Source organism: Patescibacteria group bacterium (assembly GCA_041664365.1).
Taxonomy (GTDB): Bacteria; Patescibacteriota; Patescibacteriia; order UM-FILTER-42-10; family UM-FILTER-42-10; genus JAHJEX01.
Genome location: JBAYKW010000001.1, coordinates 184,529 through 199,829 on the forward strand (window position 1 = coordinate 184,529; position 15,301 = coordinate 199,829).

At 38.4% G+C, this 15,301-nt stretch carries 20 protein-coding genes; 18 read left to right on the top strand and 2 right to left on the bottom strand.

Annotated features, from left to right (window positions below; genetic code table 11):
* Positions 1–14 precede the first annotated feature (14 nt).
* The 8 genes from WCW66_01005 (at position 15) to WCW66_01040 (ending at position 5,733) form a co-directional block, all read left to right on the top strand.
* On the top strand, positions 15–542 hold the full coding sequence (locus WCW66_01005; GenBank protein ID MFA6391317.1) for a cysteine peptidase family C39 domain-containing protein: 528 nt from the start codon (positions 15–17) through the stop codon (positions 540–542).
* A gap of 119 nt (positions 543–661) precedes the next feature.
* A complete protein-coding gene (typA, locus tag WCW66_01010) occupies positions 662–2,419 on the top strand; it encodes a translational GTPase TypA (GenBank protein ID MFA6391318.1) in 1,758 nt (585 codons plus the stop codon).
* A 110-nt stretch (positions 2,420–2,529) separates the two neighbouring features.
* On the top strand, positions 2,530–3,021 hold the full coding sequence (locus WCW66_01015; protein ID MFA6391319.1) for a hypothetical protein: 492 nt from the start codon (positions 2,530–2,532) through the stop codon (positions 3,019–3,021).
* 211 nt (positions 3,022–3,232) lie between these two features.
* Positions 3,233–3,640 (top strand): hypothetical protein, encoded by a 408-nt coding sequence (locus tag WCW66_01020; GenBank protein MFA6391320.1) that lies wholly within the window; start codon positions 3,233–3,235, stop codon positions 3,638–3,640.
* Positions 3,641–3,671: 31 nt separating this feature from the next.
* Positions 3,672–4,229, top strand: a complete 558-nt coding sequence (locus WCW66_01025) for a magnesium transporter (protein MFA6391321.1) — start codon at positions 3,672–3,674, stop codon at positions 4,227–4,229.
* A gap of 25 nt (positions 4,230–4,254) precedes the next feature.
* Entirely contained in the window at positions 4,255–4,794 is a 540-nt protein-coding gene (locus tag WCW66_01030) for a hypothetical protein (GenBank protein MFA6391322.1), read from the top strand.
* A 1-nt stretch (position 4,795) separates the two neighbouring features.
* Entirely contained in the window at positions 4,796–5,440 is a 645-nt protein-coding gene (locus WCW66_01035) for an HAD family phosphatase (GenBank protein ID MFA6391323.1), read from the top strand.
* Between the two features lie 2 nt (positions 5,441–5,442).
* Positions 5,443–5,733, top strand: coding sequence for a hypothetical protein (locus tag WCW66_01040; GenBank protein ID MFA6391324.1), 291 nt, complete (start codon positions 5,443–5,445; stop codon positions 5,731–5,733).
* Between the two features lie 36 nt (positions 5,734–5,769).
* Here WCW66_01040 and amrB read toward each other — a convergent pair whose 3' ends face one another.
* Together amrB and WCW66_01050 are read right to left on the bottom strand one after the other, a co-directional pair.
* A complete protein-coding gene (gene amrB / locus WCW66_01045; GenBank protein ID MFA6391325.1) occupies positions 5,770–6,564 on the bottom strand; it encodes an AmmeMemoRadiSam system protein B in 795 nt (264 codons plus the stop codon).
* Between the two features lie 18 nt (positions 6,565–6,582).
* The gene (locus tag WCW66_01050; GenBank protein MFA6391326.1) at positions 6,583–8,004 is read right to left on the bottom strand and encodes a hypothetical protein; all 1,422 of its coding nucleotides are present in this window, start codon (positions 8,002–8,004) and stop codon (positions 6,583–6,585) included.
* Between the two features lie 83 nt (positions 8,005–8,087).
* Between WCW66_01050 and thpR the strand changes: the two genes are divergently transcribed.
* The 10 genes from thpR to WCW66_01100 all read left to right on the top strand — a co-directional run bounded on the left by thpR (position 8,088) and on the right by WCW66_01100 (position 15,286).
* Positions 8,088–8,636: an RNA 2',3'-cyclic phosphodiesterase gene (thpR, locus tag WCW66_01055; GenBank protein ID MFA6391327.1), complete on the top strand. Its 549-nt coding sequence runs from the start codon at positions 8,088–8,090 to the stop codon at positions 8,634–8,636.
* Positions 8,633–9,397 carry a WecB/TagA/CpsF family glycosyltransferase gene (locus tag WCW66_01060; protein MFA6391328.1) on the top strand — a complete coding sequence of 255 codons (765 nt, stop codon included), beginning with the start codon at positions 8,633–8,635 and terminating at the stop codon, positions 9,395–9,397. The genes thpR and WCW66_01060 overlap by 4 nt, the downstream gene beginning before the upstream one ends.
* Before the next feature lie 217 nt (positions 9,398–9,614).
* Entirely contained in the window at positions 9,615–9,902 is a 288-nt protein-coding gene (locus WCW66_01065; GenBank protein MFA6391329.1) for a GIY-YIG nuclease family protein, read from the top strand.
* 179 nt (positions 9,903–10,081) lie between these two features.
* Positions 10,082–11,536 carry a glutamate--tRNA ligase gene (gene gltX, locus WCW66_01070; GenBank protein ID MFA6391330.1) on the top strand — a complete coding sequence of 485 codons (1,455 nt, stop codon included), beginning with the start codon at positions 10,082–10,084 and terminating at the stop codon, positions 11,534–11,536.
* Between the two features lie 17 nt (positions 11,537–11,553).
* A complete protein-coding gene (locus WCW66_01075; protein MFA6391331.1) occupies positions 11,554–12,150 on the top strand; it encodes a CYTH domain-containing protein in 597 nt (198 codons plus the stop codon).
* 8 nt (positions 12,151–12,158) lie between these two features.
* Complete coding sequence (locus WCW66_01080) at positions 12,159–12,707, top strand: NUDIX hydrolase (protein ID MFA6391332.1); 549 nt, start codon at positions 12,159–12,161, stop codon at positions 12,705–12,707.
* A gap of 104 nt (positions 12,708–12,811) precedes the next feature.
* A complete protein-coding gene (locus WCW66_01085) occupies positions 12,812–13,753 on the top strand; it encodes a hypothetical protein (protein MFA6391333.1) in 942 nt (313 codons plus the stop codon).
* A 58-nt stretch (positions 13,754–13,811) separates the two neighbouring features.
* Positions 13,812–14,075, top strand: coding sequence for a DUF3850 domain-containing protein (locus tag WCW66_01090; GenBank protein MFA6391334.1), 264 nt, complete (start codon positions 13,812–13,814; stop codon positions 14,073–14,075).
* A 46-nt stretch (positions 14,076–14,121) separates the two neighbouring features.
* Positions 14,122–14,619, top strand: coding sequence for an NUDIX hydrolase (locus WCW66_01095; GenBank protein ID MFA6391335.1), 498 nt, complete (start codon positions 14,122–14,124; stop codon positions 14,617–14,619).
* A gap of 190 nt (positions 14,620–14,809) precedes the next feature.
* The gene (locus WCW66_01100) at positions 14,810–15,286 is read left to right on the top strand and encodes a hypothetical protein (GenBank protein MFA6391336.1); all 477 of its coding nucleotides are present in this window, start codon (positions 14,810–14,812) and stop codon (positions 15,284–15,286) included.
* Positions 15,287–15,301: the final 15 nt, after the last annotated feature.

Genomic DNA, 15,301 nt, shown 5'->3' on the forward strand with positions numbered 1-15,301 from the left:
TATTCCTAAATTACTTGAAAGTATTAGATTTCCCGTCAATTCGGCAAACATATAAATGGGACTGCGGAGCAAACGTCGTCCAATCTCTTTTGGAGTATTACGGCATTGACCGGCGGGAAGATAATACAATTAAATCAGTCGGAACAGATCAGAGTGGCACATCGGTTATTCAAATACAGAAAGCATTTAAAAAGTTCGGGTTAAATGTATATGCCGGTGAAATGATGGTAGATGATATAAAAAAATATATCGATAATAAAATTCCGATAATTATACCGCTTCAGGCCTGGACAAATAAGAAAAAAGTAAATTGGGAGGAAAATTGGACGGACGGGCATTACGTTGTGGTTATCGGTTATGATCAAAAGAAAATATATTTTGAGGACCCTTCATCTTTTAATCGCACATATCTTGCATATGCAGAGCTAAAAAAACGCTGGCATGATGAAGGAGTGGACGGAAAAAAATATATCAACTGGGGGATTGCCGTTTACGGAAAAAAACCGGTTTATAACTCCAGAAAAATAAAGCACATGGATTAACAATTAGATAGCGCAATATTAGGCAATATGCGTCAGGAGTTGACAGAAACATCGTTATCAGGCATACTGTACGAGTTAATCAATCTAGTCGCAATTTGCGCGACTTTTTTTAATAAAATATGGAAATTAGAAATATAGCGATCATTGCTCATGTTGATCACGGAAAAACCGCTTTGACGGATGCTTTGATGCGCCAGTGCAACATGGTTGAAGAAGGCGTTAGTATGGACAGCAATGATTTGGAATTGGAAAGAGGAATCACGATTTATTCCAAGAATACGTCGGTTTTTTACAAAGACACAAAAATTAATATCGTGGATACCCCGGGACATGCTGATTTCGGTTCCGAAGTGGAACGGGTATTGCGTTCGATTGATTGCGTATTGCTGGTTGTGGATGCTCAGGAAGGTCCGATGCCCCAGACCACATTTGTATTGAGAAAATCGCTGGAACTGGGATTGAAACCGATTGTTGTTCTGAATAAGATTGATAAGCCGGCAGCGAGACCAGACTGGGCGCATGACGCCGTATTTGAACTGTTTATGAGTCTCGGCGCATCTGACGAACAGCTGGATTTTGCCGTGATATACACAATCGGCAGAGACGGCTTAGCCAAATTAAAAATGGAAGATGAGGCGAAGGATCTGACTCCGCTTCTGGATTTAATTTTGCGTGAAGTACCGCCGGCGTCATCAGAAGTATTTGAAGAAAAGGATTTGGCAGCACAAGTTTTTAATCTGGGTTATGATAATTTTCTGGGTCGTATGGCTGTTTCCAGAATATACACAGGCAAGCTGAAAGTCGGAGATAGTGTATTTATCAAGAAGATCGGCGGTGAGACCAATTCAAATAAGATTACAAAAATATATACATTTGAGGGTATAAAGAAAAAGGAAGTACCTGAGGCCTCCGCGGGAGATATTGTTATGATTGCCGGCATCCCCGATATATTTATTGGTGAAACAATTTGTGAAAAAGAAGATCGCGAGGCACTACCAGCTATTATGGTGGACGAACCGACAATCTCTTTGGACTTCCTCGCTAATAATTCACCATTTGCGGGAAAGGACGGAAAGTATGTTACTACCAGGCAAATAAAAGAACGCCTGCAGAAAGAACTGGAGATCAATGTCGGTTTGAAGATTGATTTTTCATCAACAGATCACTATAAAGTGTTCGGCAGGGGAGAATTGCACATTGCTATTCTGCTCGAGAACATGCGCAGAGAAGGATATGAACTGCAGGTTTCCCAACCGCAGGTCATCATCAAAGAAATTGACGGAGTAAAATGCGAACCTTTTGAGGAGATAACTGTGGATGTTCCGGTAGACTATTCCGGCATTGTGATAGAAAAGCTTTCCAAACGCAAAGCGAACATGCTGGAAATGCGTCCGGAACTGAGTCATATCCGAATAATTTTTGAAATACCAACCAGAGGTTATCTCGGTTATCGTAATGAATTTGTGATTGATACCAAAGGCGAGGGGATCATCAGTTCGCGCATTACAGGATTTAAACCGTATGTTGAAGGAATAGAAAAACACAGCTTTGGTTCCATGATTTCCATGGCGACCGGCAAAGCGCTCGGATTTTCACTTTCCAATTTGCAGGATAGAGGAACTCTGTATATTGGACCTGGAGTAGATGTATATGAAGGAATGATAATTGGTAGCGCTGCAAAGGGATATAATATGGATGTAAACCCGATCAAAGGAAAACATCTGACCAATATGCGCGCTTCGGCAGCCGACGATGCTCTGAATCTGGCGCCTCCGATGGAGCTGACCCTGGAACGCGGTCTGGAAATAATCAAAGAAGATGAATATTTGGAAATAACTCCGAAAAATATCCGCCTTAGAATCAACAAACGGAAATAATATTATTAGTTAAAATCGACTGTAAAATTGAGCAGTCGGTTTTGATTTACAGTTGATTTTTAAGCTAAAATATGCTAAGATACGGTCATCTAAGTATTAATCAAAATATTATGGCAGATCCAAAAATGCCAATGCCTGGCACACCAGATGATAATATGCCTGACGAGACTTCAGTTGATGAGAATAATCAGGAGACAATGGAGGCGGAAGTAAACGAAAAAATAAGAGTATTTTTTGCTGATATAACAGAGTTGCGAGCTACCGGTGAGTTTGCTAGGAAAGACATATATAGTCAGTATTTTGACCAAGTATTTGATTCAATAAGTAAAAGTAAAGGTGAATATGTAAATTTTGATCATGTTGCTAACCAAGTTGACAATGCTACAGATATAATAAGAAGACTTCAGTTTAAATGCGAAGCCGAAGCGCGTCATAAAAAGGATGAAGGAAATGATGTTATTAGTGAAAAAATGAATCAATTAGTAAAAAGAGCAGAAGAGATCTTACATCAGATAATGGTAATAGCTTATAGAAAACATTACGATCTAGATTATGATGAGGTCCAGAGGGCATATGCAGAAATTCAAAAAGACGAAGAATGACATTTTGATGAAAATTTAAACAATAGTAAGAAAGATCAAGTGAAATTGTAACTCATAGAATTGGTGATTGATAGCAATCATCATGATCAGTAATCTTAGAAAAGAATAGTCAGTAAAATAGACCACAATAGTAGGTGGTCTATTGTTTTGTAGCTTGATTTTTAAGCTAAAATGTGGTAAACTTCACTTAATTAAGTATTAAAACAATATTATGGCTGATCCAAAACTACCAACATATGGGCAGGATAAAGAGTCTGAAAATAATGTGGAAGTAATGAAGTCATTAGTAAGTCAAAAAACAGAATCGCTATTTTCTGATTTAATGGAATCATATTCAGAAGATGAAGATCTTAACCTGGAGGATTATCATAGTCAGAATTTTGAATATTATCTAAATAGAATAAGACAATATAGTTATATATATCCAGATGGACAGAATCCTGATATGGAGGAAGATGAGCGTTCCTTTTTAAAAAGAATTAAAACTATATGTGAAATGGAAAAAGAATTTCAGGCAGAAAATATGAATGAAGTTCTGCGAAATAAATATCAAAATTTTACTGAAAGAGCCGAAGAAATTTTACAACTGATAGGTGCCATAATTGATGCGTCAAAATAAATAATTATAGTGATAAATAAAGAAAATATTTATGCAAGAAAAACAAGATCCGATATACGCAGATGATGATTATGAATCTGTCGGACTGCTATTTCGGCTACGCGCGCCGGCACTGATTATTGGGCTGTTTTTGGGCATTATCATTTCTTTTGTTACTTCTAATTTTGAGAAAGTTTTGGAAAAAGACTTTCAAGTTGCCTATTTTATTCCGTTTATTGTCTATATCGCAGACGCGATTGGCTCACAGACGACGGCTATCTATTCGCGCGACTTAAAGTCCGGAACGACAAAGCTTGGGAACTATATGAAAAAAGAGTTTTTGCTCGGCCTGTTATTTGGAACAGCGTTTGGTGTTGTATCAGGATTCGTGACTTATTTATGGCTACATAATTATTTATTATCAATTACGATAGCTATTTCGGCGGTGCTGGCTATTACTACCGCACCATTAGTAGCCTTGGTTGTAGCCACTTTGTTCCAAAGATCGCACAGAGATCCGGCGGCGGGAACCGCTCCTATCGCAACCGTACTCCAGGATATTCTAAGCGTTGTGATATACGGTACTGTGGCAAGTATCATAATATTATAAACACATAATAAACTAACTAAATTTTATGGGAGATCCAAAACCACCGTTACCAGATGAATTTAACGATCCGCAAATTGACCGTGTGCTTGGCGATGCAGAAATGAGTGATACGAACCACCTCATTGATAGTGCTGCAAGTGCGGGCAATCCTGAGCAAGGCACCTACCGTGAACCAGCCGACCTAGAAGCACACATCGCGTTGCGAGACGAGATGTTGGATCAATACTACCGCTATAAAGATAAGTCAAAGCGACCAACTCAAAGAATTGGAGAAAATTTTGAGCCAGCGGCAGATCTGGATGGTCTTTTGCGACAGATAGAGGTTGTTACCGATGAGTGGCACCGTGATCTGGGTCCTGACGATTCACTAGATTATATGCGAAACGAAGCAGTTCGTGTACTAGAACTACCACTTATTCAATCACTCGCAATACGTATTAACGAGATACCTGAAGAAAAGCGTAGCGACGTCATTGCACTTCTAGAAGACTTTGCAACTATTGGTGATGATAGGCGCGCAAGAGAAGAAGCACAATCCATTATTGAACGTCTTCAAGGTGCATAGTATGGTAAAAGCTGTAATATTCGACATGGATGGTGTGATATCAGACACGCAGAAATTCCACTCAAAAGTTGAAAGTGAATTACTTGGTCGTTTCGGGATTGTTATAACCCCGGCGCAGATAACCGAAAGGTATGCCGGAGTAAAGACGACTGAATTTTTTACAGATTTGCTGGAAAAAAACGGCGCAAGTTTTGATCTGGATGAACTGATGAAAGAAAAATGGGTGATGATGGAAAATTTATCAAAGTCACATGTAGATGAAATTACTGGATCCGTCTCTCTGATAAAAATGCTGACTGAGATGAATATTAAACTAGCAGTGGCATCGGCGTCTGATACAAAATATGTAATTTCAGTATTGGATAAATTAGCGATAAGGGACTATTTTGAAGCGGTTGTAACGGGACAAATGGTTTCTCGCGGAAAGCCCGATCCGGAAATATTTCTGCTGGCTGCGGAAAAAATTGGTGTTGATCCGAAAAATTGCGTAGTTATTGAAGACGGAAAAAGCGGGATGCAGGCAGCAGCTGCTGCGCAAATGAAAAGTATTGGCTTGGTTAACGATAAAAATGCTGATTACCCGACAAAAAACCTGGTAACTACTTTGCCTGAAATTACATTTGGATATATTAATAAATTGGTTTGAATATGAACCGTGCACCGTTAAAAAAATCAGAAATGGAAAATATCGGTGATATTTTCAAGAAAAAAACCCCCGGCAAAAAACCGCCCGCTTACCAGTGGCAGGATCTGGCATTGCGGGTGATTGAGGATTTACATATACCCAGTTTCAAAAGGAATTCCGTCTTTAAAGCCTGCCGGGATCATGATAAATATTTTATCCAGAAGTGTGTAGCAGACACGAAAGAATTGGCGGATGAAGGAGAAAAGTGGAAATACTTTTTCAAACTGGTTGGTAAAAAGCCTGAGGAAAAATAAAAAAGAGTTTAGTCGCTAAGCTCTTTTTTTGTTTGATTACCCAAGCAAAAAATTACAGGTCAGATAACCGACGCCGAATGGATGTTCGTACGCCAAAACGTTTGCGCGATAATTAATCCCTTTCAAAATTCCCATCAGCATCACCATTGAACGGTATCCGCATTCTGCAGCTTCTTCCACAAATTTGGGATCCAATTTTAATATGTTTTGTTCCTGTTTATTCTTCAGCATATCGACTATCATTTCATCAAATTCTTTCCCTTTTTCGTTGAAACCGGCCGGAGCTTCGGAAGTTATGGCGTGAGAAAGGTCGCCGGAAGCGATTACGGCAATTCTTTTATTCGTCTTCATTATTTCTCTTTGTAAAAGCTTTCCGAATTCAAAGTGCGTCTTTACGTCCAAAAAACTGAAACTGATCGGAACTATCGGTACGCTTTTAAGATTTTTCATAAGGTAAAAAAGCGGAACAGCACAGCCGTGATCCAGCTTTGATTCACAGATCAGATTTAGAGGAATACCCTCATCCTGAGTGCGCATTTTTATATTGGCGGAAAGTTCCAGATCAGGCTTGAAGGAAAAGGAAGTTTCGAAATCACCAAAATCTTCAAAATCGCAGTTAAATTTTTCGCAAGCATTAATAAAAAAAGTGTCCTCGGAAATCGGAGCGTGCGGGGAAATTATAATAACTGTATCCGGCTTTGAAGCGTAAAGTTCATTCGCCAGACTATGCAGGGCCTGTTCTGATTTCTTAACCCTCTCTAAATTTTCCCGTCCGACATTCGGGATGAGCAGGGGAGGATGCGGTGTGATGGCGCTGAAAATAAGCGACATAACTTTTATGTGAGTTATTTATTCTACCTTAATCGAAGGCCCGGTTGGGTGAATGTCTAGCGATCTTTGATTGGTATGGATGATATTATCCCATTTGTAGCCGAAGGAAACAAAAGCATCGCCATTTTTGAACGGTCTTTTCTCGCCGTTGGAGATAACGTAAACTATACCTGTCTGATCGGATGTAACTAATTCACCATCCTTGAATTTGACGTAATCTCCCTTGGGATATTTTTCCATATCAGCCTGGTCAACCTGTGTCAGCACTCTGTTTCGATAGCGGGATTGCAGAATCTCTTTGGACATTATTGGATGGAGGACGCCGTCTTCAATATAGGCAACACCGCCAGTCTCTTTGGATTGGAGCAGTATGCCCGTTGGAAAAACGGAATCAATTGTAATCGGTTCTCCTTCCGCTATTGAATTAATCTCATTCCAACTGGCAGGGATTACTTCTTCCGGATTGAATCCGAGATACGCAAAAACATCCTGAGAAGTCATCCCACGTCTTTCACCGTTGATAATTATATAAACAGTTCCTTTTGGCGATTGGATCAATACATTATCAGGAAATTTTATCTCAGGCCCGTCTTCATAAGCATCAAGTTCGTTCGGGCTGACGATGATTATTTTGTTCGGGTCATAATTAGCCAGTAAAGTAGTCCTGTTTCGGAATGGATACTTTTTTCCGTTCTTAATCAGATAAACACCGTTCTGTCCTTCTGCCTGAACAAGTGTCCCGTCCAGATAGTGTCTGACAAACCATTCCTGGAAAAGTTTGCCAACAAGCGATGTCCCACCCCAGTTTGTAGCACCGCCGCCGTATTTTCCAACCCATGGCGTATAGGTGTATAGGGCAGCAGTTGCCGCATTTTCAGGAGTAACCGCTATACCTTCTTGCGTTATTTTTGTTATGCCTGGTCCCCAGCCGCTGATAGTTGTACCTGTTGTAGCAATACGGGTTAAATATCCTCTAGGGTTACCATATTTATCAAGTTCTTCATTAATAAAAACTTTTGCACCCCAATTAATCTGATTAAAAAATCCTATATATTCCGGATTACATGGTCGTCCATCCGCGCAGGAATATCCCATAGCATAATCTACTTGTCTCTGAGTAGGATCATTATCATATATCAGGCTTTGTTCCACCTGTAATCTAACTAGTAAATATTTAGGGCTTATTTGGTAAAAATTAGCGGCATCAAAGATAATTTCTGCCGCGGTTTTAGGAGCCCCACCGACACCTTCTGTCATGTAACCAGCAAGATAACTGCCTTTATCTTTCAAAAAATTCTGAATTCTCACTATTGACATAGAATCGTAATCAAGTAATTCCGAATCTGAAAGAATATTATTCCTATTGATTGAATAAGCCTGTGTAATAGTAGGTAAAACCAGTGAGAAAGCAACTGAAAAAATAGCGATTTTTTTGAGCATATTTTGTATCTATTTTAATATTATTACGAATTTAAGTATATCATAAAATGTGATATAATTCAATTGAATAAATATATGAAATTATGAAATATCGTGCATTTTTAGCGATTTATCCTAGCACTGAGATTATAAAATTACTGGGCAGGGTACTCGCGGATTTAAAAGGCAGTTCAATTCCCGCGAAGTGGGTTGAGAAGCAGAATCTGCACCTGACTTTGAAATTTTTCGGCGCGCAAGCTGACGATCGGATATATGATATTGAACAGGTACTGGAGGATGTTTTGTCAGACTTTAATCCCTTTACATTACGATTGAAGGGAGTTTCCATATTTCCTGAGGGCAATCCGAAAATTGTCAGTGCTGATCTGGATGTTTCGCAGGAACTTACAAAAATTAAAAGAACGATTGACAGCGAGGTTTCTAATCTGCCGTTTGTCCAAGGAGACCGGCGTTCTTTCCTGACGCACATTACTCTGGGTAGAATCAGTTCGCAATTGTCGGAAGATCATAGAAAGTTATTGAGCAATATTGTACTTGATGACGTGTGGGAAGTAGGCTCCGTGCATCTGATGGAGAGCGATCTCACAGGAGCATCGCCTAATTATTCCGTATTACAATCATATCAATTATGAAACAGGATATATTAGGGGTACAAGTCAGTAGGATTAATATGAAGGAAGCGCTGGATGTTATAGAACAATGCGTAGTTTTTCCGCGCTTGAATTATATCGTTACTCCCAACCCGGAATTCATTGTACGCGCACAAAAAGATAAAATATTCCGGGACATTTTGAATAACGCTGTGATTGCGCTTCCAGATGGATTTGGTCTGATGCTCGCCGCGAAGTTTTTGAAACGCCCGCTTAACCAGCGCATAACTGGAGTTGATTTTATCTGGCATGTTGCTGAGCTTGCCGAGAAAAATGATTATTCAATATATTTATACGGCGCTGGAAAAGGCATTGCAAAAAAAACAGCACAGAGATTACAGAAAAGATTTCCACATTTGAAAATTCTGGGTGCGGAAAGCGGGTATGACAAAGATGGTAAAATGAATGATGCTTTGTTTGTTGAAGACATCCGGTTAAAATCCCCGGATATACTGCTGGTTGCGCTGGGAGCACCAAAACAGGAAAAATGGATCGCCGCGCATTTGCCGGATTTTACCGGTGTGAAAGTGGCAATGGGCGTGGGCGGAGCATTCGATTATATTTCCGGCAGTATCAAGCGAGCGCCAAAACTTATTCGAAAGATTGGACTGGAGTGGCTCTACCGTTTAATTCTTCAGCCATGGCGCATAAAGCGGATTTTTACCGCTACAATTCATTTTACATATTTAGTTATTAAGGTAAAGATAATGGATTCCCGCCTGCGCGGGAATGACATACAATAACAATTCAATAGTGTCATCTTCGGACTCGACTTTAATGTAATTACCGCTATCTCTCTGTCATTATCGGGCTTGGCCCGGTAATCCAAAAACAATCAATGGATCCCCGGACCACCTTCTGCGAAGGCGTCCGAGGATGACAATACTGGGGTTTACTGACATGTCAAATACAATTTTTAATGTCATCTTCGGACTTGGTCCGGAGATCCACGAATAGAATATGAACCAATACTACGTTTACATAATGGCAAGTAAAAAGAATGGAACGCTTTACATAGGCGTTACGAATAATATTATCAGAAGAGTATATGAGCATAAGAATAATGAAGTTGAAGGATTTTCGAAGAAATATAAAGTGCATAGACTAGTCTATTACGAGCAAACAGAAAATGTGGAGAGTGCATTGAATCGTGAAAAGCAATTAAAAAAGTGGAATAGAGAGTGGAAAATTAATTTAATACAAAAAGAAAATCCGAATTGGAAAGATTTATATAACGAGCTAATATAAAGACATGGATTCCCGTTCCCCGATCAAGTCGAGGACAAGCTTTGCGGGAATGACAAACAATGTAGTATAACAAATGTCATCTTCGGACTTGGTCCGGAGATCCACAAACAATCTAAAACTGTCATTCTCGGGCTTGACCCGGGAATCCAAAAAATAAATAAAATAAGTAATATAACAGCATGAAAAATAAAGAAGTCAGAGTCCGAATTGCTCCATCACCAACCGGCTCCTTGCATTTAGGAACGGCGAGGTCCGCTTTGTATAACTATTTATTTGCCAAAAGAGAAGGCGGAACATTTATTCTGCGCATAGAAGATACCGACCTGGAACGCTCTGAAGAAAGATTCACCAAACAAATTATAGAGGGTTTGGAATGGCTAGGCATAGAGTGGGACGAAGGTCCGACATTAGACGGAAAAGAAAAAGGCAAATATGGTCCGTATTTCCAGACCAAACGAACCGCAACTTATGAAAAATATATAAAACAGCTTCTGGATGAAGACAAGGCGTATTATTGCTACTGCACCAAAGAAGAGCTGGAAGCGGAAAGAAAAGCGATGGGAGAAAAAGGTGAAGCGCCGATCTATAGCGGTAAATGCGCGCATTTATCAAAAGAAGAAAAAGAAGCATTTGAAAAAGAAGGAAGGAATTCAATCATCCGATATCGTGTGCCGGAAAGTACGATCAAATTCAAAGACATGATCAGGGGCGATATGAGTTTTGAAGCCGGGCTGATGGGCGATATTGCCGTGGCACGCGATGTTAAAACTCCGCTCTACAATCTGGCAGTCGTGATCGACGACTACATGATGGAGATATCGCACGTGATCCGTGGAGAGGATCATTTATCCAACACACCAAAGCAGATATTAATGACCGAGGCGCTGGGATTTCCCGTGCCGGAATTTGGGCATCTGCCTTTGATTCTCAATGAAGATAAAACCAAACTTTCCAAACGCAAGACCAAGGTAACGATAGATGATTATAAAGAAGAGGGCTATCTGCCGGAAGCAATCTTAAACTTTGTATTACTTCTCGGTTGGAACCCGAAAACCGAACAGGAAATGTTTACTCTGCCTGAGATGGTTCATGTATTCAATATCGGCGGTGTGCACAAGGGTGGTGCGGTTTTCGCCAAGGATAAATTGGACTGGATCAATTCCCAATATCTGCGCAAACTTTCTCCCGACCAATTCCTGGAACTTGCTTTACCATTCTTAGAAAAAGCGGGGATTAATATTAGCGACAAAGAATATGTGAGGAAAGCAATCGTGTTGGAACAGGAGCGGATTAAAAAACTTTCCGACCTGCCCGAAATGGTGAAATTCTTCTTCAATGACATTTCCTACGACCCGAAACTTTTGGTCTGGAAAAAATCCGATCCGGAAGTTACAAAAGTAAATTTAAAATTGGCTTTGGAATTCTTTGAAAGCCTGGATGAAAAAGACTGGTCCGAGGAGAAAATAGAAAATGGATTGATGAAACTGATTGAAGAAAAGGGATTGAAAAACGGTGAAATCCTCTGGCCGATCCGCGTGGCTTTGACGGGGGAAGAAAAATCCCCAAGTCCTTTTGAAGTCGCGGGGGTTTTGGGTAAGGAGAGGGTGGTGGAGAGGTTAAATAATGTTGTTTAATTTTTTCAAATGTAAATATGAAGTTTGAAGTTGAAAAAAGAAGTAAAATAGATGATGCTGAAGAAATAGAAAGAGTTAAGGAATACTTATCTGCACACGGAGAGTACCTGGGCTCAAAAATGATGCGCTCTTTTCTATTTCGGAATCCTACATCTCTACGAATTCGTCTGATTGAAGGAAAGGATTCAGCATTGGTTACAATAAAGAAAGGTGAATATGCTGATCCGGCGATGGAAGAAGAGGAGTATGAAGTACCATTAACAGAATTAGATGCTTTTATTGAGCAAAAAAAAGTTGAAGGCTATGAGGCATGTTCAGAAGTAAATACTTTTCGCGAAACATATATTTTAAATGGATTGAAAATTGAGATAAATGATATTGATTCTTTGGGTTTGATTATTGAGATAGAGGCATTGACTGAAGATAAAGATGAAATAGATGGTTTAGAAGAACGAATTCGTGAGACAATGCAGGAATTAAATTTGCCGGAACTCGATCCATCTGAATATAAATTGATGATGGACGCAATGCAGGACGAAACAAATAGGCCAGTAAGTGAGCAAGTTTTTACAGTTGATTGGGATGAAGATATTAATGAGAAGAAAATTAAGTAATGAGTCTAATGAGTAGAACCTGGAAAAAATTGAATTCAAAGATTGTATATAGTAACTCTTGGATAAAAGTCCATGAGGATCAAGTTTTGAAGCCGGATGGTAAGGAAGGTATCTATGGTTATCTGGAAAAAAACCAAGCTTGCTTTGTGATAGCGCTGGATAATGAAGAAAATATCTATCTGGTAAAACAGTTCAGATATGCTCTGCAAAAAACAATTCTGGAATTACCGGCCGGTACGGTAAATAATGAAGATATCGCTGATAGAGCAAAAGCGGAACTTTTGGAAGAAGCAGGAATAGAAGCAAAGGAATGGAAAAGGCTGGGTGGGTTTTACGTAGCACCAGGGCATGAATCTACTTATATTAATGTTTACCTCGCGACGGATTTAGATTTATCCAAACTATCTACCAGTGGGCAAGATGATGATGAATCAATATTGGAGATAGTTAAAGTAAGTCAGCCAGAATTAAAGAAGATGTTAACAGATGGAAAGATTGAATGCGGAATATCGATAGCCGCTTTGAATCTGTTTTTTCTGAGTCATAATAAAAGTTAAGATTGTGAGTATGAAAAAGATTGAGAAAAAAGTTTGGCAGGAATATTTTCAGTAAATATTGGATGGTAACAAAAAATTAAAAACTTTATTGTTAAATAAATATTATGCTAGAAAAATCAACCCAGGAGAAAGAGCAAAAACGTATTGTTAAAAAAATTAGCGGTTTTACAATATTAGGAATATTTTTGACTGTAGGTTCCTTGCCGGTTTGGTTTGGTGGTAATATGGTAGGATACTTGCTACGTTTTGAAGAGTGGTATGCCTTCAATATTTTTAATTATTTTGCATTTGTCATGCTTCTTGTTGGTGTGTATTTCCTCATCAAGGCAAACCAAAAAAGCCAACAAAAAAATATACCAACAAATTCTACTAAGTATGCATTTATCGCTGCATCTTTTTGTCTATTGATAATATTCTTAACAATAGTGTTTCCCAGTTTAAACACAATTATTAAAAAAAACATAACTCCTTTATCAACATTTGTTCTTGATGACGGATCATTTATTAGTGTACGTGAATATAGAGAATACTCAAAAAAATTGATTGGCATTTTACCTGGAAATAATTTAAATGAGGATAGAGTTGATGTTGTAAGAGCACGTGTTGTAAACAGCAAATACGAATTTATTTGGGAAAATGTATATTTGAGAAAATCAACACAAGGTTTAAGTGTGACGCCAGGTACAGCAATAGAGGGTGCAAACATTATGGAAGAGATTTCTAATAGAATTCCAAATGTTCTGCATTTGGATAACTATGATGGTAAGACGATTAGGAAATGTTCAGATGGAAGTATTCAAATTGCCTGGGAAAAAACAAGTCGGGATAGTTCCCCAATAAATGATGCACATATAGATATTGATACAGGAAAAACTGTTGCATTTCAGAATGTTGCATTTCCACATCTGGAATTTGAGCAACCATTATGTGACGAAACTATACCTGAAAGTATATGGCAAGATATGAGTCACTGTCTTGGAAACAGCCAGATCGAAACATTATCTGGCAAAGAGTGTTCCGAGGCTGTCTTTAAGACTTTGCAATGAGAATCATTATTAGTAAATATAGATATTAGTTTATATTAGAGTATATAATACCCAGAAAATGAAAAAAATTGAGAAAAAAGTTTGGCCGGAATATTTTCAGCAAATACTGGACGGTGACAAGAAATACGAACTTCGTCTTGCTGATTTTGACTGCCAACCCGGTGATGTATTGCTATTAAAAGAATGGGACAATAAAACCAAAAAATATACCGGCAGGGAAATTGAAAAGGAAGTAACTTCCATTTTGAAAACAAAGGATGTAAAATTTTGGAATGAAGAGGAAATAGATAAACATGGGTTTCAGATTATTTCTTTTAAGTAATGTAATAATCACGTTTAAGAAATTAGATTATTAAATAAATAGTTATATGGAAAAATTCAGTCTGCCGATTATTTCCGCGATTATTGAGAGGCAAAAAGACGGAGAAACAGAAATATTGGTTCAAACTAGGTGGAAACCGGAAGAAGATCCTGTATATACGGGATGTTTGGAAATTCCGGCAGGAAAAATAAGGGAATTTGAAAATGTCTATGATGCTTTAAATAGAGAGGTGAAGGAAGAAACGGGGTTGAAAATAACCAGTATTTTTCCAGATATTAAAACAAAAACGCATTCTCCAAAGGATGACGGATCGTTCGCTTTTCAGCCGTTTTGCTGCCAGCAACAAACAAAAGGAGGACGACCATGGATCGGTTTCGTTTTTATTTGCAATGTTGAGGATAAGACACCATTAAAGGAGGGGGATAATACAAGAGATATTCGTTGGATAAAAAAATCTGAATTGAAGAGAATTTTTGAAGAAACACCAGAAAAGATATTTACCCTGCAATTAGGGGTTTTGGATTATTACTTTAATAAAAGTTAGGTATTATTTTGTGATTAAAACATTCAAGGCATTACATGATCAAAATCAGAAAACACTTGCCGAAAGATATTCCGTACCGTGTTTTATGGTTAATTACCACAAGGTAAACAGGTTCACTGGTGAGGGAGTTTGCTTCGAAACCACAATAAAATGATTTTACTAATTATTTAATGATGTGTTCATAGAATTTATGGCATTAATATACGAGTCAATAAACTATATAGTAGAAGCAGTAGAGAAACCTCATGTGGATAGAAATGATGGTGGTCATATTAAGATATATCCAAAAGTTAGAATCATAGATAGGCAGCAACTTTCTCCAAAACTGGCTATTGAATTGATGAGATTGACAATGGTTGTCGGAGAGGCAATGAAGATCGCAATGGCCAAAAGTGGTATTAAAATAATGAGAGTTAATTATCAGGATATGGGTAATTGGGCTTTTAAAAAAAATGAAAAACCATATTTTCATATCCATATTTATGGGAGAGCAAAAAATGCAAAATTTCAACCATTTCAGGAAGCAGTCAAACTGCCTGATAGAGCTTCTGGATTCTATGATAAATTTATTCCCTTAAATCCTGTAGATATCAAGGGCATAAGAGCTGAGATTAACAGGCTAATAAAAGAAAATAAATATTCTGAGTCTGATTGGGGAATTCTATAAAAAATATATGAATAA